The organism is Solimonas variicoloris DSM 15731 (genome assembly GCF_000382285.1).
Taxonomy (GTDB): Bacteria; Pseudomonadota; Gammaproteobacteria; order Nevskiales; family Nevskiaceae; genus Solimonas; species Solimonas variicoloris.
Map to the genome: position 1 here is coordinate 110,953 of NZ_KB907931.1, position 23,728 is coordinate 134,680.

A 23,728-nucleotide genomic window follows, 5' to 3' on the forward strand; every position below is an offset into this window, starting at 1 on the left:
GTCATGCGGATCACGGAGTCTTGGCGCCGGCGTCGCCGAGGCGGGTCCACAGCTCGCGGTGGCGGATCGCGAGATTATCGAATCGGCCGCGGAACGTCTCGCCGAGCTTCTCGACGAAGTAGACGCTGCGGTGCTGGCCGCCGGTGCAGCCGATCGCGACCGTCAGGTAGGCACGGTCCTGCTTCTGGTATTCGGGCAGCCAGCGTTCGAGGAAGCCGCGGATGTCGGCGTACAGGCGCGCGGTGATGTCGTGCCGCTCCAGCCATTCGACGACCGGCGCGTCGCGGCCGGTGAGCTTGCGCAGCTCGGGCTGCCAGTGCGGGTTCGGCAGCGTGCGGATGTCGAACACGAAATCGGCGTCCTCGGGAATGCCGTTCTTGAAGCCGAACGACATGAACATCAGCGACAGCTTGCCGCCGCCGCCGGGCACCAGGCCCTGGATTTCCTCGCGCAGCGCATGCAGGTTTTTCAGCGAGGTGTCGATCGTGGCGTCGGCGGCGTTGGCGATCGGCGCCAGCAGCTGGCGCTCCCGGCGGATCGCCTCGGTCAGCGAGCAGTCGCCCTGCGCGAGCGGGTGACGGCGCCGGGTCTCGGAGTAGCGCTGCAGCAGCACCGAATCGTCGGCGCGCAGGAAGATCACGCTGACTTCGATACCCTGCGCGCGCAGCGACTCGAGGTACTTGGGGAAGCGGGCGATCTCGCGCGGGCTCTCGCGGGCGTCGATGCCGATCGCGAGGCGCTCGTAGCGTCCGTCGCTGCGGCGCAGCGCGCGGCGGATGAACGGGCCGACCAGCTGCAGCGGCAGATTGTCGATGCAGTAGTAGCCGATATCCTCGTACTGCTTGAGGGCGACGGTCTTGCCGGCGCCGGACAGACCACTGACGAAGACCAGTTTCATGGGCGATGGACGGTCACGCGGTGGCGGTTCAGGTCGGCGTGTCGTGCTTGCGTTCTTCGCGCAGTTCCTGCTTGCGGATCTCGCGCGACTGCCGCTCGATCAGGTCGGCATCGGCGCGATAGCCGGCGAGGCGCAGATGCAGGTCGCGACAGGCCGCTTCGACGAGCACCGCCAGATTATGCCCGAGGCGGATCGGAATCGTGATCTCCGGCAGCTCGACGCCGAGGATGGTCGCCATGCTGCGCCGGCCGCCAAGTCGTTCGAGGCCACTGTCCCAGACCACGCGCGGCGCCTCGAGGCGCAGCACCAGATCGAGCTTGCAGTGGCCGGCGACACTGTGCGGTCCGTACAGGCGGCTGATGTTGAGGATGCCGAGGCTGCGCGCCTCGAGGAAGCCGCGCAGCAGGCGCGGCGCGCGGCCGACGACAAAGCCGCGGCGCAACGAGAAGTCGACGGCATCGTCGGCGACCAGCTGGTGGCCGCGCGCCAGCAGTTCCAGCGCCAGCTCGCTCTTGCCGACGCCACTGGCGCCGGCCAGCAGCACGCCGGTGTCGTAGACGCGCATGAACACGCCATGCAGGGTTACGGCGGGAATGCTGCCGGGCATGGGTGCGCCCTCGCGCCGGGAGCGGGCCGCGCGCGGCCGGCGCTCAGGCCGGCTTGTAGTCGCCGATCAGCTGAAACAGTGCGCGGTCGTCGGTCGCCTCGCGCGCCTTCTTGCAGAACGATTCGTCGGAGAACATCTCGGCGATCGCGGCGAGATGCTTGAGATGGGCCTCGGTCGCGCCCTGCGGCACGAGCAGGCCGAAGATCAGATCGACCGGATGGCCGTCGTGGGCTTCGTAGTCGAGCGGGTGCTTGAGGCGCATGAAGGCGCCGACGCTGTCGCTGACGCCGGCGATGCGGCCGTGCGGAATGGCGACGCCATGGCCGAGGCCGGTGCTGCCCAGCTTTTCGCGGGCCGACAGGCTCGCCAGGATATCGGCCGCCGAGACACCTTCGGTACCGCGCGCCAGCAGCTGGGAGAGTTCCTCGAGCGCCTTCTTCTTGCTGGTGAAGGTGTGTCCGAGGCTGACCCGCTCAGCGGACAGGATGTCGGCGATCTTCATTTTTGGGGGAGTCCTCATCCAATAAAAAAGCCCGGCCCAGGGTGGGCCGGGCCTCGGAAACCCGGATTCTACTCAAGCGCCATGCGCTTGTGGGCTTCCTTCTGGCGGTGATCCCGCACCTTTTCCTTGTGGCGGCGGGTCTGCTGGTCGAGCTTGTCGGCCATCAAGTCGATCGCCGCGTACATGTCTTCCTCGATCGCGGCGGCGTGCAGGTTGGCGCCGCAGGCATGCACGGTGGCTTCGGCGCGCTGGCTGAGTTTGTCGATGGAGAGAATGACTTCCGCTGAAATCAGGTGGTCGAAGTGTCGTTCGAGTCGCTTGAGCTTCGTCATCACGTATTCGCGCATCGGATGGGTGACGTCGACATGGTGACCGGAGATGTTCAGGTTCATCGATTCGCTCCTCTAGGCCTTGCGGCCATGCTGCCTCGGGGTGCCGGCGCTAGACCGGCGGTTTGCGCTCGTGCGAGGGGGGGATCCCCAGGCCTTCGCGGTACTTCGCTACCGTTCTCCTTGCAACCTGTATGCCTTCCTTCAAGAGCAGATCCGACAGCGTGGCGTCGGAAAGCGGACGCGACGTGTCCTCGGCGGAGATCATGCGCTTGATCATGGCCTGGATGGCCGTGGCCGAAGCGACGCCGCCGCCGGTCGTCTGCACGTGGCTGGAAAAGAAAAACTTGAGTTCGTACAGCCCACGCGGCGTGAGCATGTATTTGTTCGCTGTGGCTCTCGAAACGGTCGATTCATGTATGCCCAGCTGTTCGGCGATGTCGCGCAGCACCATCGGTCGCATCGCCTCGGGTCCATAATCCAAGAAAGCGCGCTGCTCTTCAACTATCGACTGTGCGACCCGCAACAGAGTTTCATTGCGCGCCTCCAGACTGTTCAGAAAGTACCGCGCCTCCTGCAGGTGCTGCTTCAGGACCACCTGATCGCGCGAGCTGTCGGCGCGGCGGATCATGCTCTGGTACTGGTTGTTGAGGCGCAGGCGCGGCGTGTGCTCCGGGTTCAGGCTGACGATCCAGCGGCCGTTCTTCTTGCTGACGAAGACGTCAGGCGTGACGTAATCGGGCTCGTGTGCCTGGAACGGCCGGCCCGGATGCGGCTGCAGGGTCTTGATCAGTGCCAGCGCCGGTTCGATCTCGGCCAGCGGCAGGCCGGTGGCTCGCGCCAGCGCCGCCGGGTCGCGGCGGGCGAGCAGGTTCAGCTGCTCGCCGATCAGCTTGAGCGCGGTGTTGATGCCGGGCGTGCGCGCCGGCATCAGCTCCAGCTGCAGGCGCAGGCACTCGCCGAGGTCGCGGGCGGCGACGCCGGTCGGCTCGAAGTCCTGGATCTTCTGCAGCACCGTCTCCAGTTCCTCCGGCGTGGCGCCGAAGTCGGCCTGCAGGCGCGCCGCCAGTTCCGGCCAGTCGTCGAGGTAGCCGTCCTCGTTGATCGAGTCGATCAAATGCTCGGCGAGCTCGGCCTCGCGGGTCGTGAACGGCGCCGTGCGCGCCTGCTCGATCAGGTGCTCGTGCAGGCTCTTGCTGCTGTGCAGATTGGCTTCGAGGAAGTCGCGCAGCTCGTCGTCGTCGCCGCTGCTCTTGCCGCTGCCGGCCGAGCTCTCGTCGTAGACGTCGCCCCAGTCGGCGTCGACCGGCATCTCGGCGGGAATCTCGGCGTTCTCGCTGCCGAGTTCGAGACTCTTCGGATCGCCGGCCGGTTCGGCCGCGGCCTCGCTCTCGCCGGCGGTTTCGCTGCTCGTGGCGGTGACTTCGGCTTCGAGCGGCTCGGCACCGTCCTCGCGTTCGAGCAGGATGTTGGATTCGAGCGCCTGTTCGATCTCCTGCTGCAGATCGAGGCTGGACAGCTGCAGCAGGCGGATCGCCTGCTGCAGCGCCGGGGTCATCGTCAGCGACTGCCCGAAGCGCAGGCCCAGCGTGGACTTCATGCCTGGCGTCCGTGTGAAGCGGGGGACGGATCCTTCACTTCGCCGCCATGCGCAGCGCGCCGTCGAGGCGGATGCACTCGCCGTTGAGCATCGGGTTCTCGACGATGCTCTGCACGAGGCGGGCGTATTCGTCGGGGCGGCCGAGGCGCGGCGGGAACGGCACGGTCTTGCCGAGCGATTCCTGCACTTCGGGCGGCAGGCCCGCCATCATCGGCGTCTCGAAGATGCCCGGCGCGATCGTCATGCAGCGGATGCCGTAGCGCGCCAGTTCGCGGGCGAGCGGCAGCGTCATGCCGACGACGCCGGCCTTGGACGCCGCGTAGGCCGGCTGGCCGATCTGGCCGTCGAAGGCGGCGACCGACGCGGTGTTGATCAGCACGCCGCGCTCGCCGTCGGCGTTCGGCGCCTGGCGGGCCATCTGCGCGGCGGCGACGCGCAGCATGTTGAAGCTGCCGACGAGGTTGATGTTGACGACGCGGGCGAAGCCGGCCAGCGGCGCGGCGCTGCCGTCGCGGCCGATCACCTTCTCGCCGGTGGCGATGCCGGCGCAGTTGACTAGGCCGTGCAGCGCGCCGAAGGCCTCGACGGCGGCGGTGACCGCGGCGGCGGCATCGGCTTCGGCGCTGACGTCGCAGCGCGCGAAGCGCGCGCGCGGGCCGAGTTCGGCGGCGAGCGCCTCGCCGGTCGCGGCATTGAGGTCGGCGATGACGACGCGCCCGCCGGCTTCATGAAGCCGGCGCACGGTGGCCGCGCCGAGGCCGGACGCGCCGCCGGCGACGAGGAAACAGCAATCGGAAATCTGCATGGGGGAGCGTACCGAAGGTGCGGCGGCGGGGCGGCCGCCGCACTGTTTAAGGGCTTACTTGACGGTGATCGTGATCTTCTCGGACTGCACCGAGGGATTGAACGGCTGGTGCTTCCAGTCGGCGAACACCAGCTGCAGCGTGTGCTTGCCCGGCTTGAGCTCGAGGCTGGTCTCGGTCTGGCCGCCGCCGAAGTGCTTGACCTGGTCGCTGGCCGGCAGCGGCTTGGTGAAGTCGACCTCCGGGCTGTCGATCAGCAGGTGGTGGTGGCCGGTGTTTTCCTTGTTCACGCCGGCCGGTGCGACGCCGGCGCCGGACAGGCCGAACAGCACCTTCACCGGGCTGCTGACGGTATCGCCATCCTTGAGATTGACGAAGTAGACCTTGGCGTTGGCCGGCGCCGGCGTGGCCAGGCCGAGCTCCTCGGCGGCCTTGTCGGAGGCCTGCTGCTTGGCGGCGTTCTTGAGGTCCTTCCAGCTGTCGGCATGGGCGGGAAGCGCGGCGAGGGAGGCCAGAACGGCGAGGGCAAGCATCTTCTTCATGAAATGTGTCCTGTTCGAATAAAGCATGTCCGGAGCGGCACGCGATTTGCGTATCGCCTGAGGCCAAGATTAGGTGAAACGCCGGCGCGCCGCTATACTGCGCGCCGCTTGTGAGGCGTCCACCGGTTGACGCGCTCGGACGAAGGCCTTGATCGGCCGACGATTTTCCGCTCCAGGCGCCGCTGGCGGTGCGACCGCCGGCGCTTTCTTCCCGAACAGCAATACGACCTGAACCGGTCCGTGGAGCGATCCGCGCAGCAGGCGTTCAGGAGTTTTTTCATGTCATCCGAACCTTCTTCCTTTGCGGAGCTGGGCCTCGCGCCCGAACTGGTGCGCGCCGTCGCCGACGAGGGCTATGCCCAGCCGACGCCGATCCAGGCCCGCGCCATCCCGCAGGTCATTGCCGGGCACGATCTGCTCGCCGCGGCCCAGACCGGCACCGGCAAGACCGCCGCCTTCACGCTGCCGCTGCTGAACCGCCTGCAGAAGGCCGGCAAGCGCGCCAGCCGCAAGCAGGTGCTGGCGCTGGTGCTGGTGCCGACGCGCGAACTCGCCGCCCAGGTGCAGGACAGCGTGCGCACCTACGGCCGCCACCTGCCGGGCATCCGCACCGTGCTGATCTTCGGCGGCGTCGGCATCAACCCGCAGATCGAGCAGCTCGCCGGCGGCGCCGAGATCGTCGTCGCCACGCCGGGCCGCCTGCTCGACCACGTCAGCCAGAAGACCATCGACCTGTCGCAGGTCCAGACGCTGATCCTCGACGAAGCCGACCGCATGCTCGACATGGGCTTCATCCACGACATCCGCCGCGTCATCGCCCTGCTGCCGAAACAGCGCCAGAACCTGTTGTTCTCGGCGACCTTCTCGCCGGACATCCGCAAGCTGGCCGAGGGCCTGCTCAACGCGCCGGTGACGATCGACATCGCGCCGCGCAACTCGGCGGTCGAGACCGTCGAGCAGCGCATCATCTTCGTCGACAAGGCGCGCAAGACCGAGCTCCTGATCCATCTGGCCAAGGGCTACGACTGGCAGCAGACGCTGGTCTTCACGCGCACCAAGCACGGCGCCAACCGCCTCGTCGAGAAGCTGATCAAGGCCGGCATCAACGCCGCCGCGCTGCATGGCAACAAGAGCCAGAACGCGCGCACCAAGGCGCTCGCCGAGTTCAAGTCCGGCGTGGTGCGCATCCTGGTCGCCACCGACATCGCCGCGCGCGGTCTGGACATCGACCAGCTGCCGCACGTCGTCAACTATGAACTGCCGAACGTGCCCGAGGACTACGTGCACCGCATCGGCCGCACCGGCCGCGCCGGCAACGTCGGCGAGGCGTTCTCGCTGGTCAGTCCGGACGAGCGCGACGATCTGCGCGGCATCGAGAAGCTGCTGCGCAAGCAGCTGCCGGGCTTCGAGGTCGACGGCTTCGAGCGCGGCACGGTATCGTCGGAACCGGTCGAGCCGGAAGCGCCGCGTCCGCCGCGGCCGCAGCGCGGCGGCGGCCGCCACGCGGGCGGCGGGCAGGGCAAGGGCCAGGGCGGCCAGCCGCGCCAGGGTTCGTCGGCGCAGCCGCAGGGGCGTCAGGGTCACGGTGCCGGTCAGGGGCACGGGCAGGGGCACGGCCAGCAGCCGGGCAGCGGCCGGCGCCGCGGTCGTGGCGGCCGCGGCCGGGGCCAGGGCGGTGGCGGACGCAACGGAGGCAACGCGTAATCCATGAGCAAGGACGACGGCAAGAAGGCGGGCAAGCCCAGGCGCGAGCAGCCGCAGAAGAGCTACGGCCCGCCGTCGCGCTTCGGCGGCGGTGCGTACGGCAGCGGCGGACGCGCACAGAAATCGGCCGAGCATCGCGCCGGCAAGTCGCGCAAGGTCCACTGAAGGCTTCGCCTGAGGCGGGTGCCCGATCGGGCTGCCGCAAAAAAGAAGGCCGCGCTCTGCGCGGCCTTTTGCGTGGTGCGGCCGGAGCGGATCCGGGCCCGGAATCCCGAACCGGAATCCCGAACCGGACCCGGGCCTGGACTTCAGGGCTTGAGGGTCCTGGCCCCGTCCGGGGTGCCGACGATCAGCACGTCGGCCGGGCGGCGGGCGAACAGGCCGACGCAGACCACGCCGGTGATCAGGTTGATCTCGGTTTCGAGCTTGACCGGATCGACGATGCTCAGACCGTGCAGGTCGATGATGACGTTGCCGTTGTCGGTGACGACGCCTTCGCGCAGCACCGGCCTGCCGAAGCGGACCAGCTCGCGGCCGACGTAGGACTGCGCCATCGGGATCACTTCGATCGGCAGCGGGAACTTGCCGAGCACGTCGACCTGCTTGGACTGATCGACGATGCAGACGAACTTGCGGCTCGCCGCGGCGACGATCTTCTCGCGCGTCAGCGCCGCGCCGCCGCCCTTGATCAGCTGCAGGTGCCGGTTGGCCTCGTCGGCGCCGTCGACGTAGATCGACAGCGTGCCGGTCTTGTTGAGGTCGAGCACCGGAATGCCGATCTTCTTCAGGCGCTCGGTGCTGGCGTTCGACGACGACACCGCGCCCTTGACGTCCTGCGCGAGTTTCTTCTCGGCGAGCAGGTCGATGAAGAGGTTGACGGTCGAACCGGTGCCGACGCCGAGCACTTCGCCGGGTTCGACGTAGGCGAGGGCGGCTTCGGCGGCCTGGCGCTTGGCGAGATCTTGCGGATTCATGATGTACCGGTTCGTGACGTGAAAGAGGGCGCCGCCATCGTCAGCGCGGCGCGGCGCGGCCGACCGGCGGCTGCGGCCGGCCGCCATCAATGCGGACGCGGCGCTTCGGCTTGCGCGCGCGGCCGCGATCCGAAGATCGCGGTGCCGATGCGGACCAGCGTCGAGCCTTCGGCGATCGCCGCCTCGAGATCGTCCGACATGCCGGCCGAAAGTGTATCGAGTTCGAGCCCCTCGCGTTGCAGCGATGCGTAGAGCGCGTGCAGCGCGCGGAACGGCGCGTGCGGATCGCTGCCGTCGGCGGCTGGCGCCGGAATCGCCATCAGGCCGCGCAGGCGCAGCCGCGGCAGCGCCGCCACGGCGCGGCACAGCGCTGGCGCATCGGCCGGCGCGCAGCCGGATTTGCTCGCCTCGCCGGAGATGTTGACCTGCACGCAGACCTGCAGCGGCGGCAGCGACGGCGGGCGCTGCTCGGACAGGCGCAGCGCGATCTTCTCGCGGTCGATGCCGTGCACCCAGTCGAAGGACTCGGCGATCGCCCGCGTCTTGTTCGACTGAATCGGGCCGATGTAGTGCCAGACCAGCGCCAGGTCGGACAATTGCGCCCGCTTGTCGAGCGCCTCCTGCACATAGTTCTCGCCGAAGGCAGACTGGCCGGCGGCGTGCGCGGCGCGCACCGCGTTGGCGCCGAACGTCTTGCTGACGGCCAGCAGCTGCACGGTATCCGCGGCGCGGCCGGCGGCGCGGCAGGCTGCGGCGATGCGGGCGCGTACGGCGGCGAGGTTGGATTCGATGTCGGCCATGTTGATTGCGGTCGGGATTGCCGATAACGTCGTCGGCCTTGTATCGCCATCGAGCGTTGCCGGGCAGGGTCGCCTGGACGGGGCGACATTAGACAACAGCTGACAGCGGTTTTGCCTCGGGGGCGTGCTTAAATGGATATCGCGCAGTTGCTGACGTTCAGCGTCAAACAGGGCGCGTCCGATCTCCATCTCTCGGCCGGCGTCGAGCCGATGATCCGCGTCGACGGCGACGTCAAGCGCATCAACCTGCCGGCGCTGGCGCACAAGGACGTTCATGACATGGTCTACGACATCATGAACGACAAGCAGCGCAAGGCCTGGGACGAGTTCCTGGAGACCGACTTCTCGTTCGAGATTCCGGGCCTGGCGCGCTTTCGCGTCAACGCCTTCAACACCTCGCGCGGCGCCGGCGCGGTGTTCCGCACCATTCCGTCGAAGATCCAGACGCTCGAGGATCTGCGCTGCCCGGCGATCTTCAAGGACATCGCCGAGTATCCGCGCGGCATCGTTCTGGTCACCGGGCCGACCGGCTCCGGCAAATCGACGACGCTGGCGGCGATGGTCAACCACGTCAACGAGAACGAGTACGGGCACATCCTCACCGTCGAGGACCCGATCGAGTTCGTGCACCAGTCGAAGAAGTGCCTGATCAACCAGCGCGAAGTGCATCGCGACACGCTGGGCTTCAACGAGGCCTTGCGCTCGGCGCTGCGCGAGGACCCGGACGTGATCCTGGTCGGCGAAATGCGCGATCTGGAGACGATCCGACTGGCGCTGACCGCCGCCGAGACCGGCCATCTCGTGTTCGGCACGCTGCACACCTCGTCGGCCGCCAAGACCATCGACCGCGTCGTCGATGTGTTTCCCGCCGCCGAAAAGGACATGGTGCGTGCGATGCTGTCCGAGTCGCTGCGCGCGGTGATTTCGCAGACACTGCTGAAGAAGAAGGGTGGCGGCCGCGTCGCCGCGCACGAGATCATGATCGGTACACCGGCGATCCGGAACCTGATCCGCGAGAACAAGATCGCGCAGATGTACTCGGCGATCCAGACCGGCGGCAAGGAAGGCATGCAGACGCTCGACCAGTGCCTCAAGGAACTGGTCAAGAAGGGCATGACGACGATCGAGGAAGCGCGCCTGAAGTCGGCCGACCCGCGCAGCTTCTCGCTGAACTAAGACGCGGGACGGGGGAGACACGATGGACCGCGAACAGGCAATCAAGCTCGTTCAGCAGCTGCTGACGATGATGAAGCAGAAGGGGGCTTCGGACCTCTTCATCTCGGCTGGCTTTCCGCCGGCGATCAAGCTCGACGGCCACATGACGCCGGTCACCGACAAGCCGCTGCCGCCCGAAGCCTCGGCGATGATCATGCGCGCCTTGATGAACGACCGGCAAATCAAGGAGTTCGAGGCCAGCAACGAGTGCAATTTCGCGATCTCGCCGCCGGGCATCGGCCGTTTCCGCGTCAACGCCTTCGTGCAGCAGGGCCGCGTCGGCGGCGTGCTGCGCACGATCAACACCGAGATTCCGACTTTCGAGCAGCTCGGCTTGCCGCTGCAGATGCAGAAGATCGTCATGGAGAAGCGCGGCCTGGTGCTGATGGTCGGCGCGACCGGCTCGGGCAAGTCGACCTCGCTGGCGGCGATGGTCGGCTATCGCAACCAGAACTCGCGTGGTCATATCGTCACGATCGAGGATCCGATCGAATACGTGCATCCGCACATCGGCTGCATGATCACGCAGCGTGAGGTCGGCACCGATACCTTCTCGTGGGAGGCGGCGCTGAAGAACACCCTGCGCCAGGCGCCGGACGTCATCCTGATCGGCGAAATCCGCACCCGCGAGGGCATGGAATACGCGGTGAACTTCGCCGAAACCGGCCATCTCGTGCTCGCCACGCTGCACGCCAACTCGGCGAACCAGGCGCTCGACCGTGTCATCAACTTCTTCCCCGAGGAGAAGCGCGAGCAGCTGCTGATGGACCTGTCGCTGAACCTCAGGGCCATCATCTCGCAGCGGCTCGTGCGCAAGGACGGCGGCGGCCGCGCCGCGGCGATCGAAATCATGATCAACTCGCCGCTGATCTCCGACATGATCTTCAAGGGCGAGGTCGCCGGCATCAAGGAAGTGATGGCGCGCTCCAACGAGCAGGGCATGATCACCTTCGATCAGTACCTGTTCAATCTGTTCGAGGCCGGCGTCATCAGCTACGAAGAAGCGGTCCGCAACGCCGACTCGCAGAACGAGTTGCGCCTGCGCGTCAAGCTCGAATCGACCCGCGCGCGCGCCAATCTGCTCGAGGACGAAGGCGTCAAGCGCATGCGCATGCTCGAAGACGACGGCGCCACGGTGATGCGCCGCTAGGAAGCGGCGCCCGACGCCGCCGCAACCAGGTCATCCACGGGGAAGGGGATGCTGAAAATCCTGCCGTACTTGAAGCTGTGCGTCGAAAAGAACGGTTCCGACCTGTTCTTCACTGCCAATGCGCCGGCGCAGATCAAGGTCGAAGGCGAGCTGTATCCGATCGGCAAGACGGCGCTGACCCGCGAATTCATCCGCGAACTGATCGACAGCATCCTGACGCCCGAGCAGCAGCACTACCTGGACCAGAACCTGGAGATCGATATCGCGACCGAGGCCGGCGGCCTCGGCCGCTTCCGCGTCAACATCTTCCACCAGCGCGGCTCGCTCGGCATGGTGATGCGCTACGTGCGCTCGCAGGTGCCCAGACTCGACGAAATTCCCGGCATGCCGCCGGTGCTCAAGGAGCTGATCGCGCAGAAGCGCGGCCTGATCCTGATGGTCGGCGCCACCGGATCGGGCAAATCGACGACGCTGGCGGCGATGATCAATCACCGCAACCAGACGCAGAGCGGACACATCCTGACGATCGAGGACCCGATCGAGTTCATCCACCCGAACCAGCGCAGCATCATCAACCAGCGCGAGGTCGGGCAGGACACGGTCAGCTACGAGCGCGCGCTGAAGAGCTCGCTGCGCGAGGCGCCGGACGTCATCCTCGTCGGCGAGGTGCGCACCCGCGAGACCATGGACGCCTGCATCCAGCTCGCCAATACCGGTCACCTGGCGATTTCCACGCTGCACGCCAACAACGCCTATCAGGCGCTGCAGCGCATCGTCAATCTCTATCCCGACGATCTGCGCGAACAGCTGTACATGGACTTGTCGCTGACGCTGCGCGCGATCGTCTCACAGCGCCTGGTCCGGCAGAACGATGGCCGGCGCTGCGCGGCGATGGAGGTGATGGTCAACACGCCGTTCATCCAGGAACTGATCCTGCACAAGCGCATCGACGAGATCCGCGGCGCGATGGACCAGTCCTCGGACAAGGGCATGCAGACCTTCGACCAGTCGCTGCTGAACCTGTACCGGCAGGGCACCATCTCGCTCGACGAGGCGCTGACCAACGCCGATTCGCGGACCAACCTAGAAGCGAAGATCAATTTCGGGTGAGCGCCCGGCCATGCCCGGCTGGGCCGGGGCGCGATTGCGGGGCGCCTGCCGCACCGGCGGCGGCGGCGCTCATCCGCCTCGCCCTTGCGCCCACTTCCCCCGCTCGCTAGAATCGCCCGCTTTTCGAGGTTCAGGAAAGCTCCAGCGACTCGCTGGACGCCGGCCTGAACCGAACTATAACTACCGATAGGATTGGACCGATGAAGACCATCTTCGCGAAGTCCGAGACCGTCAAGCGCGACTGGTACGTGATTGACGCGACGGACAAAACGCTCGGCCGTTTGGCCACCGAAGTGGCTCGCCGCCTGCGCGGCAAGCACAAGCCGGAATACACCCCGCACGTTGACACCGGCGACTACATCGTCATCGTCAACGCCGAGAAGGTGAAGGCGACCGGCAACAAGCTCAAGGACAAGGTCTACTACAGCCACTCGGAGTATCCGGGCGGCATCAAGTCGACCACCCTCGAGAAGATGCTGCAGAGCCACCCCGAGCGTGCGATCGAAAAGGCCGTGAAAGGCATGCTGCCGGGCGGCCCGCTGGGCTACGCGCAGTTCCGCAAGCTGAAGGTCTATGCCGGCGCGGAACATCCGCACACCGCGCAGCAGCCCAAGGTCCTCAACATCTGATCGGGTCCAGCACCATGGCCAAGAACATCGATTACAAGTACGGCACGGGTCGCCGCAAGACGGCAGCGGCGCGCGTGTTCCTCAAGCCGGGTTCCGGCGACATCAGCATCAACGGCAAGACCGTCGAAGCCTACTTCGGCCGCGAGACCTCGCGCATGCTGGTCCGCCAGCCGCTCGAAGTGACCGAGTCGGTCGGCCGCTTCGACCTCAAGGTGACGGTCGCCGGTGGCGGCCCGAACGGCCAGGCCGGCGCGATCCGTCACGGCATCACGCGCGCGCTGATCCAGTACGACGAAGAGTTCCGCAAGCCGCTGCGCGCTGCGGGTCTCGTCACGCGCGACGCCCGTGAGGTCGAGCGCAAGAAGGTCGGTCTGCACAAGGCCCGCCGCGGCACGCAGTACTCCAAGCGTTAATCCGGTTCGCCGGAGACCGCTTGGAATTCGGGGCGGCGTGTGTATACTCGCCGCCCTGCGATTTCCGCTTTCGGATGGGGGATCGTCTAATGGCAGGACAACAGATTCTGACTCTGTTTATCTAGGTTCGAGTCCTAGTCCCCCAGCCATCCGAGGTAGAGAAAAGCCCGCGCAAGCGGGCTTTTTTTGTGGGCGCTGCCCGTCGATGCGATGGCCTGCGCGGTCGTGCGGCCGCTGCGGCGATTCCGGTCCGCTGGCGGCTTGCCGGACGGGCAGGTCGGGCGCGGACGGATCGGGACCGCGGTTGCCGCGCCGATCCGGCCACGCCGCAGCCGTCGGCGAGGGTGCTGTCTTTGCATCAGGACGCCTCGACCTCCCGACTTCGGCGCGCCGCCGAGCGGCCGGGCGCGCGGCCGTGGCTGCACGGCTTGTTCGTCGACGTGCGATGCGCCCGAAGCGTGGCGGACGGGCGGCGGTTCAGGTCGCCGGGCGCCGTCGCGGCCATCCAGGCAGCAGCTCGCGGCGCAGGACGATCAGAATCGCCGCGCTGATCCAAACACCGCAGGCCAGCGCGAACAGTTCGCCGCCGTCGCTGCTGCCGTCGCCGTTGACGACCTCTACGCCGAGCGGTGTGCACAGGTGGAAGAAGATTGCGCCGCTGATGATCGCCAGCGCCAGCACCGCGCCGAGCGCCTGCAGGCGACGCCAGGCCGGCACGAAGCTGCCGGCGAGCAGCAGCAGCGAGGCGCCGAGTTCGGCGCTGCCGATCACATGCGCGCTGAACAGTCCGCCCGGCGCGAACAGGCCGGGGAAGCCGAGGCTCGCCGCCCACGGGTCGAGCTTGGCCTGGAAGATGTAGACCGTCTCCGGCGCGTCCGTGAACTTGAAGAACAGCGACTGCACGAAGACGAAGGCGATGTAGAGGGCCGGCAACAGATGGCCGTGACGCTTGAGCAGGTCCATGGCGCGCTCCGCTTCAGTGGCGCTGGCTGAGCGCCGGCCAGTTGCGGTCGGCAGCCTCGATGTAGCGGGCGCGGTCGGCGTCCCACTGCGCGCGGATTTTCGGCGAGTAGTTCAGGTAGAGCTTGCCGTCGACCACCGTGAACGCCTCGGGGTCGATGTCGACCAGCTCGTTCTTGGCGCCGACCGCGTACGCGCAGTAGCCGCCGTACTGCGGCGCGTAGCGTTCGGGATCGGCCTTGAACGCGGCCAGGTGCGCGGCGCTCGCGAAGCGCCAGTGGGCGTCGTGCCAGCGCGTCTGGAACTCGGCCTTGCCTTCGACCGCGCGCTGTTCGGTCTGGTAGGCGACAACGTCGTAGCCGTCGACCGCGAGATGGCTGAACCGCGACTGATTGATCAGCGGCGCCGCGTGCGCGGCGAGCGCGGCGCCGGCCAGCAGCAGCGCGGCGGCGCGGGCGACGAAGGATCTGGACATGGCGCGCTCCGGTTGAGGATGGCGCCATCGTAGGCCGCCGCCGGCGCGCTGCCTGCGTGCGCGCCGCCGCCGTTCATGCGCGATCGTTCAGGGGGGCGGTGCGCCTCAGAACCAGGCTTGGCCACGCCGCAGGTCGGCGCGGAAACGGCGCAGCAGTTCGAACGGCCCGGTCACCGGCGCGCCGCGCGTGGCGTTGGCGGCGCCGATCGCGAAGGCCAGCCGCCATTGCCGGAACATCGAGGCGTAGCCGCGATGCAGCGGCGTGTCCGGATGGTAGATATGCGCGGCCTCGGCGGTGACGCCGTTGACTTCGAGGATGCGCAGCGCCGTGCCGGCGCGCAGGGCCGCTGCCGACGGACAGCGCAAATCGAGGCGGCCGAAGCAGAAGCCCGGGATCGCGTCGAACACGCGCCCGACCGCGGCGAGCAGTTCGGGCGTGGCCAGATCGGACGCATCGAGGAACAGCGCGCCGCGGCAGTGCGCGCCGATCTCGACCAGCGGCACCGAAGCGCCGCGCGCCGGCACTTCCTGCAGACGCGCGGCGAAGCGCTCCCACAGCAGCGGCGCGATCAGGCGCGCGCGCGGATCGGCGGCGATCAGCTCGACGAGCGTGCGCTGCCCGTCGCCGAGCACGCGCGGAAAGCATTTGTGCGTGATCGAGTACAGCACCGGCCGGCCGTCGTCCGGGGCGCGATAGACGAACAGCCCGTATTCCTCGCCGCCGACGTAGCGCTGCACGAGCACGTCGCCGGGCGCGTGCTGCAGATAGCCGATCAGCGCCGCCTCGTCGCGGATCACGGCGACACCGCGGCCGCGCGAGCCGATATCGGGCTTGAGCACGACCGGATAGGCGTCGCCGACGAAGGCCTGGGCGCGCGCGATGCGCACACCGAGCGGCAGTTCGAACGGCAGCAGCTCGAAGGCGGCGACCAGATCCGGTGCGTTCTGCAGCAGGGCGGCGAGGGCCACGGCCTTGCTCTCGCCGACCACACCGCCGGACTCGAAAGCCGGGTTGGCGGCGGTGAACACCGTCGGCCGGCGGTAGCGCAGGCCGAGCACGAGGATCCAGGCGATCACCGGCAGGTAGAACAGCCAGGCCGGCCAGAACTCCCAGCGCAGCAGCCGCTGCCAGCGGATCGCCAGGCGTTCGCCGAGCGGCGCTCGGTAGCGGCGCGCCGCGAGATCGACGGCTTGATTCATGGCGCCCACTGCAGGCGTTCGTGGCGCACGGTTTCCGGCGCCTTGCCGAACGGCGCCGGCAGCGCGATGCCGGCGGCTTCGGCGAGCGGCCGCAGGATCGCGTAGTGATGCACGGCGTGACTGGCGACGAACAGCAGCTCGCGCGCCAGCGTCGAGCCGCTGACGCAGAAATCGGCGCCGTCGACGCCGATCGTGAAGCCGACCGACACAGGCTCGCCGGGCTCGCGCCCTTCGAGTGCGGCGAGCGTGCCGGTGATGCCGTCGAAGCGGCGAACGGCGAGGTCGGGCATGCGCTCGACGCGCCGGTCGCGCGGGCGATGGTCGTAGTCGACGAGCTCGTCGGGGGCGCGCGCGAGCAGCGCCTCGTAATGCTCGATCACGTGCCGAAGATGGGGGCCGACATGCGCGGCATAGGCCTCGACGCGCCCGACGTAATGCTGCGCGAGCGCGCGGCCCTGGCCGACGATGGCGACATTGAAGGCGAGGATCTCAGCGAACGAGGGGCGCGGCTTCATCGGCGTCCTCGGCGAGCGGAAGGCCGGCCGGCTGCGGCGCGCGGCGCGTCTGGCGCAGCAGCAGCAGCGGGTAGGCGGCGCAGAACGACAGGGTCGGCAGGAAGCCCGGCGCCAGCGTCAGCAGGATGTGCGGCGTGCCGATCAGGCTGTGTACGCCGATCAGCAGCGCGTAGGTGCAGCCCATCGAACCGCAGAACGCCAGCGCCGCACCGCCGCGCGGATCGCCGGCGAACCGGAACAGGCGATTCATGATCGCCACGCCGATCAGCGTCAGCCCGGTGCTCATCGCGAAGTGGGTGGCGCCGATACGCAGCGCATGACTGCTGCCGGCGCTCCAGTTGGCGTAGGTGGCCCAGCTGCCGTAGGCGGCGCCGCCCAGCACGGCGCCGAAGGCGCTGTCCATCAGGCGCCGCAGGTGGTCGAACATGAAGACTCGGCTCCGGAACGGATCGTCATGGGAATGCGCCGATGCTGGCAATCATGGATGGCTGTCCGCTGAATACGCTACGCGCGGTCTCGACATGACGATAGGGCCGGCGGCATCGGACGTCATTGCCGATCGTTCGGCCGCGCGTCACGCCGCGTTCCGGCGCAGCTCGCCGGGGCCGATGCCGGCGACGCGCTTGAACGTGCGCCGGAATGCGGCCTCGCTCTGGTAGCCGAGCTGCTCGGCGATCGCCGCCACCGACAGGCGGCGATCGCTCAGCAGGCGGCGTGCCTCGCCGATCCGGCATTCGGTCAGATACTGGAACGGGCTGAGGCCGAGGCACTGCGTGAACGCCACGGCGAACGCGGTGCGCGACATGCCGGCGATGCGTGCCAGCGAGTCGACGCGCCACGGCGCGCCCGGCTGCAGGTGGATCGCCGCCAGCGCCTTGCCGAGGCGCGGATCGGCGAGCGCCGCGAGCAGGCCGCTGCGCTCCCGGGCCTGCGCGGCGTGCACGCACACCGCCATCACGAACAGACTGTCGGCGAGCTTGTCGAGCAAGGCCTGCTGGCCCGGCAGGCGGCGCTGCGCCGCCGCCGAGAGAATCTGCGCAAGCTCGCGGAACGCCGGGCCGCCGTCGGCGGCGCGCACCACGAAGACCTCGGGCAGCGCGCGCAGCAACGGGCTGCGCTGCCCGTTGGCGAAGCGGAACTCGCCGCAGATCAGCGTGCTGAACGGTGCCGGCGCGTCGCCGCCGCCGTCGCCGCGGTCGCGCAGCGTGTGGACGCCGCCGCGCGGAAAGACGATCAGATCGCCGGCGCCGAGCGCGAGCGGCGCCGGCAGCTTCGGGCTCTCGACCCAGCAGGCGCCGCGATCGATCAGGTGAAAGCTGCCCTGCGGCGTCTGCGGCTCGTTCTCGAACCAGCGGCCGCAGTAGTCGGCGACCGCGACGATGCTGACATGCACCTGCTGGGCGCCGAGCACGGCGCTCAGGACCGCGTCGCGCGAGGTTTCGCTCACGGGCTGCATGGTTCGACGTGCGGCATCGGCATCTCCTCGGGCCGCAGTGTATGCCGGCCGCGATCCGGCGGGCAGCCGGGAACTCGGCCATATAATGGTGCGTCGAATGCCCCGGGACGGCGCATTCCGACCGTCACGCCGACAAGAACGAAGAGGTGACGCATGGACACTGCACCCACGCCGGGCGGCAAGCATTCCGCCCCGCCGCCGGTCACGATCGGCCTGCCGCGTGCACCGGGACTGGCCTGGGCCGCCTCGCTGTTCGACGCCGTCACCGGTCTGCGCACCCTCGAAGGCTATTACCGGGCGCGACCGGCGCCGCTGGCCCCGCACGAGTTCGTGCGCTACGCGCTCGGCGCGGTCGGCATCGACTACCGCCTCGGCGCCGGCACGCCCGACGACATTCCGGCCAGCGGCCCGCTGCTGGTCGTCGCCAATCATCCGTACGGAGCCGCCGAAGGCCTGGCGCTCGCCGACCTGTTCCTGCGGCGGCGCGCCGACGTGCGCCTGCTCGCCAACACGCTGCTGCAGACGCTGCCGGAGCTGGCGCCGCTGGTCGTGCCGGTCGACGTCTTCCGCAGCGGCGTCAACGGCGCCGCCCTGCGCAGCGCGCTGCGCCATCTCAAGGACGGCGGCGTGCTGATCGTGTTTCCGGCCGGCGAGGTCAGTCGCATCGACTGGCGGGCGCGCCAGATCGGCGATCCGCCGTGGTCGCCGACCGTGGCGCTGCTGGCGCGCCGCAGCGGCGCGCGCGTGCTGCCGCTGTTCGTCGAAGGCCGGCCGCGTCTGCGTTCGCTGGCCGCCGGGGTCGTCAACACGCGCCTGCGCACGGCGCTGCTGGCGCGCGACCTTCTGGCGTTGCGCGGCCGCACGCTCGGCCTGCGCCTCGGCGAGCTGGTCGAGCCGCGCGAGCTGGCGCGCATCCCGGACGAGGCGCAGACCGATTACCTGCGCCTGCTGACCTACACGCTCGGCGTCGAGCGCGGCAGCGAGCCGGCGCCGCGCGCGCTGCAGCCGCTGGCGCCGCGCGCCGACGCGAGCGCGCTGGCCGCCGAAGTCGCCGGGCTCGCCGACTGCCGCCTGCTGCAGACCGGCGAGTTCGAGCTGTATCTGGCGCCGGCGCCGCGCCTGCCGCGGCTGCTCGACGAGATCGGCCGGCTGCGCGAGGAGAGCTTCCGCGCGCTGCAGGAGGGCAGCGGCCGGGCCCGCGACCTCGACCGTTACGATCCGCTCTACGAGCACCTGTTCCTCTGGCATCCGCAGCGGCGCGAGATTGTCGGCGCCTATCGCTTCGGTTTCACCGACGCGATCGTGCCGCGCCATGGCGTGCAGGGCCTCTATACGCGCACGCTGTTCCGCTACGACGCGCGGCTGTTCGCGCAGACCGGCGCGGCGATCGAGCTCGGCCGCTCGTTCGTCGCGCCGGCCTGGCAGCGCAGTTTCCAGCCGCTGCGCCTGCTCTGGGGCGGCATCGCCGCGGTGCTCGCGCGGCGGCCGGAGATCCGCTATCTGTACGGCCCGGTCAGCATCAGTCCGAGCTACAGCCTCGCCGCGCGGCGCCTGATCGCCGAGACGCTGAGCGTGCATCACGCCGATGCCGCGCTCGCCGGCCTGATCGAGCCGCTGCATCCGCTGCCCGAGCGGCCGCAGGCGGCGGCGCCGCGCAACGTGGTCTCGGCGCTCGCCGATCCGAAACTGCTGTCGCGCGTGATCGCGCGGGTCGAACGCGGCCCGGGCCTGCCGGTGCTGCTGCGCCACTATCTCGAACTGAACGGCCGCTTTGCCGGCTTCAACGTCGACGACAGCTTCGGCGGCACGCTCGACGGCCTGGTGTTCGTGCGCGTCGACGGCATTCCGGCGCGCACGCTCGAACACTTCCTCGGCGTCGGGCGCGGCGAGACCGCGGGCGCGGCCAGCGCCGGCGACGGGCACTGACTCGACAGCGGGCGCTGGCGCGCCGGCGCTTGCCGGCCGCCGGCGCCTTGCCGAAAGTGCGCGCACGACAAGGAGGAGTTCCATGAGTGACGATCGCGTGCGGCTGCGCGACCTGCTGCGCGGCGTGGCATCGACGCTGCCCGATTTCGCGATCACCCAGCGCGGCCTGTGGAACCTGATCCGCTTCAAGCCGGACACGCCGCTGTCGATCGGCCTGCGCTACGAACAGCTGGCGGCGTCGACGCCGGCGCAGATCGCGCTGCGCTTCGAGGACCGCGCGTGGACCTACGCCGAGCTCAACGCCTGGGCCAACCGCATCGCGCATACGCTCGCGGCGCGCGGCGTCACGCGCGGCCAGGCCGTGGCGCTGCTGTTCGAGAATCGCGCCGAGGCGCTGGCCTGCGCGCTGGCCGTGGTCAAGCTCGGCGCGATCGCGGCGATGCTCAATCCGCAGCAGCGCGGCGAAGTGCTCGCGCACAGCATCGGTCTGGTCGACGCGCGCGCGATCGTGGTCGGCGAGGAATGCCGCGCGGCGCTGGAAAGCACCGCGCACCATCCGCAGGCCGGCAGCGCGCTGCCGTTCTGGTGGGACGGCGAAGGCGAGCCGCCGGCCGGCTACCGCCCTCTGCGCGGCGAGGCTGCGCTCGCGCCGGCCGACAATCCGCCGCAGACCGCGCAGATCCGCCTGCGCGAGCCCTGCTTCTACATCTTCACCTCGGGCACCACCGGCCTGCCGAAGGCCTCGCGGATGACGCACTATCGCTGGATGCGCAGCCTCGCCGGCGTCGGCCAGCTGGCCGTGCGCATGCACCGCGACGACGTCCTCTACTGCCCGCTGCCGCTCTACCACAACAATGCCCTGACGGTGTCGTGGAGCGCAGTGCTGTCGGCGGGCGCGACGCTGGCGCTCGGCCGCAAGTTCAGCGCCTCGCGCTTCTGGGACGAAATCCGCCGCTACGACGCGACCGCGTTCTGCTACATCGGCGAGCTGTGCCGCTATCTGCTGAACCAGCCGGCGCGGCCCGATGACCGCGAGCACCGCGTGCGGCTGGTGATCGGCAACGGTCTGCGCGCCGAGCTGTGGGACCGCTTCCAGCAGCGCTTCGGCATCGGCCGCATCTGCGAGTTCTACGGCGCGTCCGAGGCCAATCTCGCCTTCGTCAACGGCTTCGGTCTGGCGCGCACCGCCGGCTTCTGTCCGATGCCGTTCGCGATCGTCGAGTTCGACGCCGCGCACGAACTGCCGCGGCGCGGCGCCGACGGCCATCTCGTCCGCGTCGCCAAGGGCGGCGTCGGCCTGCTCATCACCGAAATCACCGAGCGCGCGCCGTTCGACGGCTACACCGACAAGAAGGCCAGCGAAGCCAAGCTGCTGCGCGACGTCTTCAAGCGCGGCGACTGCTGGTTCAACAGCGGCGATCTCGTCCGCGGCCAGGGCTGGGGCCATATCCAGTTCGTCGATCGCGTCGGCGATACCTTTCGCTGGAAAGGCGAGAACGTCGCCACCACCGAGGTCGAAGGCGCGCTCAACCACTTTCCCGGCGTGACCGAAGCGGTCGTCTACGGCGTGCAGCTGCCGGACTGCGACGGCCGCGCCGGCATGGCGGCGCTGACGCTCGACACCGCGTTCGACGGCGCGGCGCTGGCCCGCCATCTGAGCGAGCGCTTGCCGGCCTACGCCGTGCCGCTGTTCGTGCGCCTGCGCCGCGCGCAGGAGACCACCGCGACCTTCAAGTTCCGCAAGGTCGAGCTCAAGCAGCAGGGCTACGATCCGGCGCAGATCGACGAGCCGCTGTACGTGCTGCGCGACCGCGCGCGCGGCTACGAGCCGTTCGACGCCGCCGCCTACGCCGAGATCCGCCGCGGCGCGCTGCGCTTCTGAGCGCGCCGGACTCGTCCGTTCGGACGGCCTGCCGCAGCGCCCGGCGTCGGTGTCGCAACCGCATTGACCCAAGCGCCGATGCGCACAGCCGCCGAGCCAAGGCTAGGCGCGCGGATGCGATGCGATGCTCGCCGCACGTTAAAAAAACGATGCCGGGTACAACATGAATGTCGATATCAAGATCGAGCGCAGCGTCGAAGTCGACGCGCCGTACGCCAGGGTGGTGCCGCTGCTCGACGATCTGGAGGGAACCATCCGCCGCTTTCCGAAGCTCAAGAAGCTGACGAAGGTCGGCACCAACGCCTATCTGTGGGAGATGTCGACGATCGGCTCTAAGGCCGCGAACATCGCCCATGAAGTCAGCTATGCGGCGCACTACACCGTCAACGCCAAGCGCGGCGAGATGAGCTGGAAGCCGCTGCCGGATTACGGCAACGCGACGATCGAAGGCCGCTTCGCGCTGCTCGATCAGGGCACGAAGACCAAGCTGGTGTTCGATGTGAAGGGCAAGCTGCGCGATGTGCCGGTGCCGCTGATGTACCGCCTGCTCGCGCCGCCGTTCATCCAGGGCAAGTTCACGCGCCTGGTCGACATCTTCCTTGAATCGACCCGCGACGCGCTGCTCGAGGAGACGACGCGTTAGGGCAGTTTGACGCTGTACCGAGCGCCGCGCCGGACGCGACGCCGCAACAGAACGAACGAGGGGGAGGCGAGATGGGCGTCGTGCAACGCGTCATGGGGCTGGGCCTGCGCGCGATCAACCGCATCGCCGGCTCGCCGCTGCTGGACCGTCTGCAGCTGCGCAGGCCGGCCGAACGGGCGCTCTATCACGGCGCGCGCGTCGGCTTTCGCGGTGCCGCCGCGGCCACGCGCACCTTCAAGGCCGCGCAGTCGCTGGGCCGGCCGCTGCGGCCGTCGCGCGGCGCCGGCGGCAGTGGCCTGTTCGACCTGACGCCGAGCGAGGAACAGCTGCTGCTGCAGGCGGCGGCGCGCCAGTTCGCCGACCGCGAGCTGCGGACGGCGGCGGCGACGGCCGATGCCGAATGCCAGGCGCCGCCGTCGCTGCTGCGCGGCGCCGACGAGCTGGGCCTGGCGGCGCTGGGCATTCCTGAAGCGCTCGGCGGCGTCGGCGGCGAGCGCGCGGCGGTGAGCAACGTGCTGGTCGCCGAAGCGCTCGCGCACGGCGACCTGGGTCTGGCCTTCGCCTGCCTGGCGCCGGCGGCGGTCAGCCAGGCGCTGGTGCTGTGGGGCGACGCGGCGCAGCAGGCGCGCTACCTGCCGGACTTCGCCGGCGAGCATGCGCCGGTCGCGGCGCTCGCCGTGCAGGAAGCCCAGCCCCTGTTCGATCCGTTCGCACTGCGCACGACGGCGCGACGCGACGGCACCGACTTCATCCTCAGCGGCGTGAAGTCGCTGGTGCCGCGCGCGGCGCAGGCCGAGCTGTTCGTCGTTGCCGCGCAACTCGACGGCGCCGGACCGGCGCTGTTCATCGTCGAATCGTCGAGCGCCGGCCTGACGGTCGAAGCCGAGCCGGCGATGGGCCTGCGCGCCGCGGCGACCGCGCGCCTGCACCTGGGCGACGTGCGCGTGCCGGCGGCGGCCCTGCTCGGCGGTGCCGCGGCCGAGGTCTATCGCGAATGCATCGCCCTGTCGCGCATCGCCTGGAGCGCGCTGGCGACCGGCACCGCGCAGGCGGCGCTCGACTACGTGATCCCGTACGTCAACGAACGCAGCGCGTTCGGCGAGCCGATCAGCCATCGCCAGGCGGTCGCGTTCGCGGTCGCCGACATCAGCATCGAGCTCGAAGGCCTGCGCCTGACCACCTGGCGCGCCGCCAGCCGCGCCGATCGCGGCGATCCGTTCGCGCGCGAAGCGGCGCTGGCGCGACGGCTCGCGGCCGACAAGGGCGCGCGCATCGGCTCGGACGCCGTGCAGCTGCTCGGCGGCCACGGCTTCGTCAAGGAGCATCCGGTCGAGCGCTGGTACCGCGATCTGCGCGCGGCCGGCTTCGTCGAAGGCGCAGTGCTGGTCTGAGGAG

General features: G+C 69.2%; 26 protein-coding genes and 1 tRNA gene. 12 read left to right on the forward strand and 15 right to left on the reverse strand.

From position 1 onward, the window contains the following. Positions 1-10 precede the first annotated feature (10 nt). The 7 genes from rapZ to H149_RS0110385 all read right to left on the reverse strand — a co-directional run bounded on the left by rapZ (position 11) and on the right by H149_RS0110385 (position 5,281). The gene (rapZ, locus tag H149_RS0110355) at positions 11-898 is read right to left on the reverse strand and encodes an RNase adapter RapZ (RefSeq protein ID WP_020649684.1); all 888 of its coding nucleotides are present in this window, start codon (positions 896-898) and stop codon (positions 11-13) included. Between the two features lie 28 nt (positions 899-926). After that, positions 927-1,505 carry a hypothetical protein gene (locus H149_RS0110360; protein WP_154654737.1) on the reverse strand — a complete coding sequence of 193 codons (579 nt, stop codon included), beginning with the start codon at positions 1,503-1,505 and terminating at the stop codon, positions 927-929. A 43-nt stretch (positions 1,506-1,548) separates the two neighbouring features. Continuing rightward, positions 1,549-2,007, reverse strand: a complete 459-nt coding sequence (locus H149_RS0110365) for a PTS sugar transporter subunit IIA (RefSeq protein WP_020649686.1) — start codon at positions 2,005-2,007, stop codon at positions 1,549-1,551. A gap of 68 nt (positions 2,008-2,075) precedes the next feature. After that, positions 2,076-2,399: a ribosome hibernation-promoting factor, HPF/YfiA family gene (hpf, locus tag H149_RS0110370; protein ID WP_020649687.1), complete on the reverse strand. Its 324-nt coding sequence runs from the start codon at positions 2,397-2,399 to the stop codon at positions 2,076-2,078. A gap of 49 nt (positions 2,400-2,448) precedes the next feature. After that, positions 2,449-3,936: an RNA polymerase factor sigma-54 gene (locus tag H149_RS0110375; RefSeq protein WP_020649688.1), complete on the reverse strand. Its 1,488-nt coding sequence runs from the start codon at positions 3,934-3,936 to the stop codon at positions 2,449-2,451. A 34-nt stretch (positions 3,937-3,970) separates the two neighbouring features. Further along, entirely contained in the window at positions 3,971-4,741 is a 771-nt protein-coding gene (locus tag H149_RS0110380; protein ID WP_020649689.1) for an SDR family NAD(P)-dependent oxidoreductase, read from the reverse strand. 54 nt (positions 4,742-4,795) lie between these two features. Next, positions 4,796-5,281: a DUF4399 domain-containing protein gene (locus tag H149_RS0110385; protein ID WP_020649690.1), complete on the reverse strand. Its 486-nt coding sequence runs from the start codon at positions 5,279-5,281 to the stop codon at positions 4,796-4,798. A gap of 279 nt (positions 5,282-5,560) precedes the next feature. Between H149_RS0110385 and H149_RS20595 the strand changes: the two genes are divergently transcribed. Together H149_RS20595 and H149_RS23175 are read left to right on the forward strand one after the other, a co-directional pair. Beyond that, positions 5,561-6,985, forward strand: coding sequence for a DEAD/DEAH box helicase (locus tag H149_RS20595; protein ID WP_051101840.1), 1,425 nt, complete (start codon positions 5,561-5,563; stop codon positions 6,983-6,985). 3 nt (positions 6,986-6,988) lie between these two features. Further along, entirely contained in the window at positions 6,989-7,150 is a 162-nt protein-coding gene (locus H149_RS23175) for a hypothetical protein (protein ID WP_020649692.1), read from the forward strand. A gap of 143 nt (positions 7,151-7,293) precedes the next feature. On the opposite strand, the gene rpiA is transcribed toward H149_RS23175, so the two are convergent. Both rpiA and H149_RS0110405 read right to left on the reverse strand, forming a co-directional pair. Next, positions 7,294-7,959 (reverse strand): ribose-5-phosphate isomerase RpiA, encoded by a 666-nt coding sequence (rpiA, locus tag H149_RS0110400; RefSeq protein ID WP_026353069.1) that lies wholly within the window; start codon positions 7,957-7,959, stop codon positions 7,294-7,296. An 86-nt stretch (positions 7,960-8,045) separates the two neighbouring features. Further along, the gene (locus tag H149_RS0110405) at positions 8,046-8,759 is read right to left on the reverse strand and encodes a YggS family pyridoxal phosphate-dependent enzyme (protein WP_020649694.1); all 714 of its coding nucleotides are present in this window, start codon (positions 8,757-8,759) and stop codon (positions 8,046-8,048) included. Between the two features lie 132 nt (positions 8,760-8,891). Between H149_RS0110405 and H149_RS0110410 the strand changes: the two genes are divergently transcribed. From H149_RS0110410 to H149_RS0110435, 6 genes are all read left to right on the forward strand, one after another. Further along, positions 8,892-9,935 carry a type IV pilus twitching motility protein PilT gene (locus H149_RS0110410; protein WP_020649695.1) on the forward strand — a complete coding sequence of 348 codons (1,044 nt, stop codon included), beginning with the start codon at positions 8,892-8,894 and terminating at the stop codon, positions 9,933-9,935. Positions 9,936-9,957: 22 nt separating this feature from the next. Next, a complete protein-coding gene (locus H149_RS0110415) occupies positions 9,958-11,124 on the forward strand; it encodes a PilT/PilU family type 4a pilus ATPase (RefSeq protein ID WP_020649696.1) in 1,167 nt (388 codons plus the stop codon). A gap of 48 nt (positions 11,125-11,172) precedes the next feature. Then, on the forward strand, positions 11,173-12,234 hold the full coding sequence (locus tag H149_RS0110420) for a PilT/PilU family type 4a pilus ATPase (protein ID WP_020649697.1): 1,062 nt from the start codon (positions 11,173-11,175) through the stop codon (positions 12,232-12,234). 200 nt (positions 12,235-12,434) lie between these two features. After that, a complete protein-coding gene (rplM, locus tag H149_RS0110425) occupies positions 12,435-12,863 on the forward strand; it encodes a 50S ribosomal protein L13 (RefSeq protein ID WP_020649698.1) in 429 nt (142 codons plus the stop codon). Positions 12,864-12,877: 14 nt separating this feature from the next. Next, positions 12,878-13,276, forward strand: a complete 399-nt coding sequence (gene rpsI, locus H149_RS0110430; RefSeq protein WP_020649699.1) for a 30S ribosomal protein S9 — start codon at positions 12,878-12,880, stop codon at positions 13,274-13,276. 75 nt (positions 13,277-13,351) lie between these two features. Then, positions 13,352-13,425, forward strand: a tRNA-Gln gene (locus H149_RS0110435). Between the two features lie 328 nt (positions 13,426-13,753). On the opposite strand, the gene H149_RS0110440 is transcribed toward H149_RS0110435, so the two are convergent. The 6 genes from H149_RS0110440 to H149_RS22740 all read right to left on the reverse strand — a co-directional run bounded on the left by H149_RS0110440 (position 13,754) and on the right by H149_RS22740 (position 17,873). Beyond that, entirely contained in the window at positions 13,754-14,239 is a 486-nt protein-coding gene (locus tag H149_RS0110440) for a hypothetical protein (protein ID WP_020649700.1), read from the reverse strand. Between the two features lie 13 nt (positions 14,240-14,252). After that, a complete protein-coding gene (locus H149_RS0110445) occupies positions 14,253-14,711 on the reverse strand; it encodes a YHS domain-containing (seleno)protein (RefSeq protein WP_020649701.1) in 459 nt (152 codons plus the stop codon). Positions 14,712-14,816: 105 nt separating this feature from the next. Continuing rightward, positions 14,817-15,911 carry a hypothetical protein gene (locus H149_RS0110450; RefSeq protein WP_020649702.1) on the reverse strand — a complete coding sequence of 365 codons (1,095 nt, stop codon included), beginning with the start codon at positions 15,909-15,911 and terminating at the stop codon, positions 14,817-14,819. Next, complete coding sequence (locus H149_RS0110455; protein WP_020649703.1) at positions 15,908-16,426, reverse strand: hypothetical protein; 519 nt, start codon at positions 16,424-16,426, stop codon at positions 15,908-15,910. Before H149_RS0110455 ends, H149_RS0110450 begins: the two co-directional genes overlap by 4 nt. Then, positions 16,401-16,853: a hypothetical protein gene (locus H149_RS20600; protein ID WP_020649704.1), complete on the reverse strand. Its 453-nt coding sequence runs from the start codon at positions 16,851-16,853 to the stop codon at positions 16,401-16,403. The genes H149_RS0110455 and H149_RS20600 overlap by 26 nt, the downstream gene beginning before the upstream one ends. A gap of 147 nt (positions 16,854-17,000) precedes the next feature. Then, on the reverse strand, positions 17,001-17,873 hold the full coding sequence (locus tag H149_RS22740) for an AraC family transcriptional regulator (protein WP_169518338.1): 873 nt from the start codon (positions 17,871-17,873) through the stop codon (positions 17,001-17,003). A 162-nt stretch (positions 17,874-18,035) separates the two neighbouring features. Here H149_RS22740 and H149_RS0110470 point away from each other — a divergent pair, with 162 nt between their 5' ends. From H149_RS0110470 to H149_RS0110485, 4 genes are all read left to right on the forward strand, one after another. Continuing rightward, complete coding sequence (locus tag H149_RS0110470; protein ID WP_020649706.1) at positions 18,036-19,808, forward strand: bifunctional lysophospholipid acyltransferase family protein/GNAT family N-acetyltransferase; 1,773 nt, start codon at positions 18,036-18,038, stop codon at positions 19,806-19,808. 82 nt (positions 19,809-19,890) lie between these two features. Beyond that, positions 19,891-21,690: a long-chain-acyl-CoA synthetase gene (locus H149_RS0110475; RefSeq protein ID WP_020649707.1), complete on the forward strand. Its 1,800-nt coding sequence runs from the start codon at positions 19,891-19,893 to the stop codon at positions 21,688-21,690. A 163-nt stretch (positions 21,691-21,853) separates the two neighbouring features. Next, positions 21,854-22,333, forward strand: a complete 480-nt coding sequence (locus tag H149_RS0110480) for an SRPBCC family protein (RefSeq protein WP_020649708.1) — start codon at positions 21,854-21,856, stop codon at positions 22,331-22,333. Positions 22,334-22,425: 92 nt separating this feature from the next. Further along, a complete protein-coding gene (locus H149_RS0110485) occupies positions 22,426-23,724 on the forward strand; it encodes an acyl-CoA dehydrogenase family protein (protein WP_026353071.1) in 1,299 nt (432 codons plus the stop codon). Positions 23,725-23,728 lie beyond the last annotated feature (4 nt).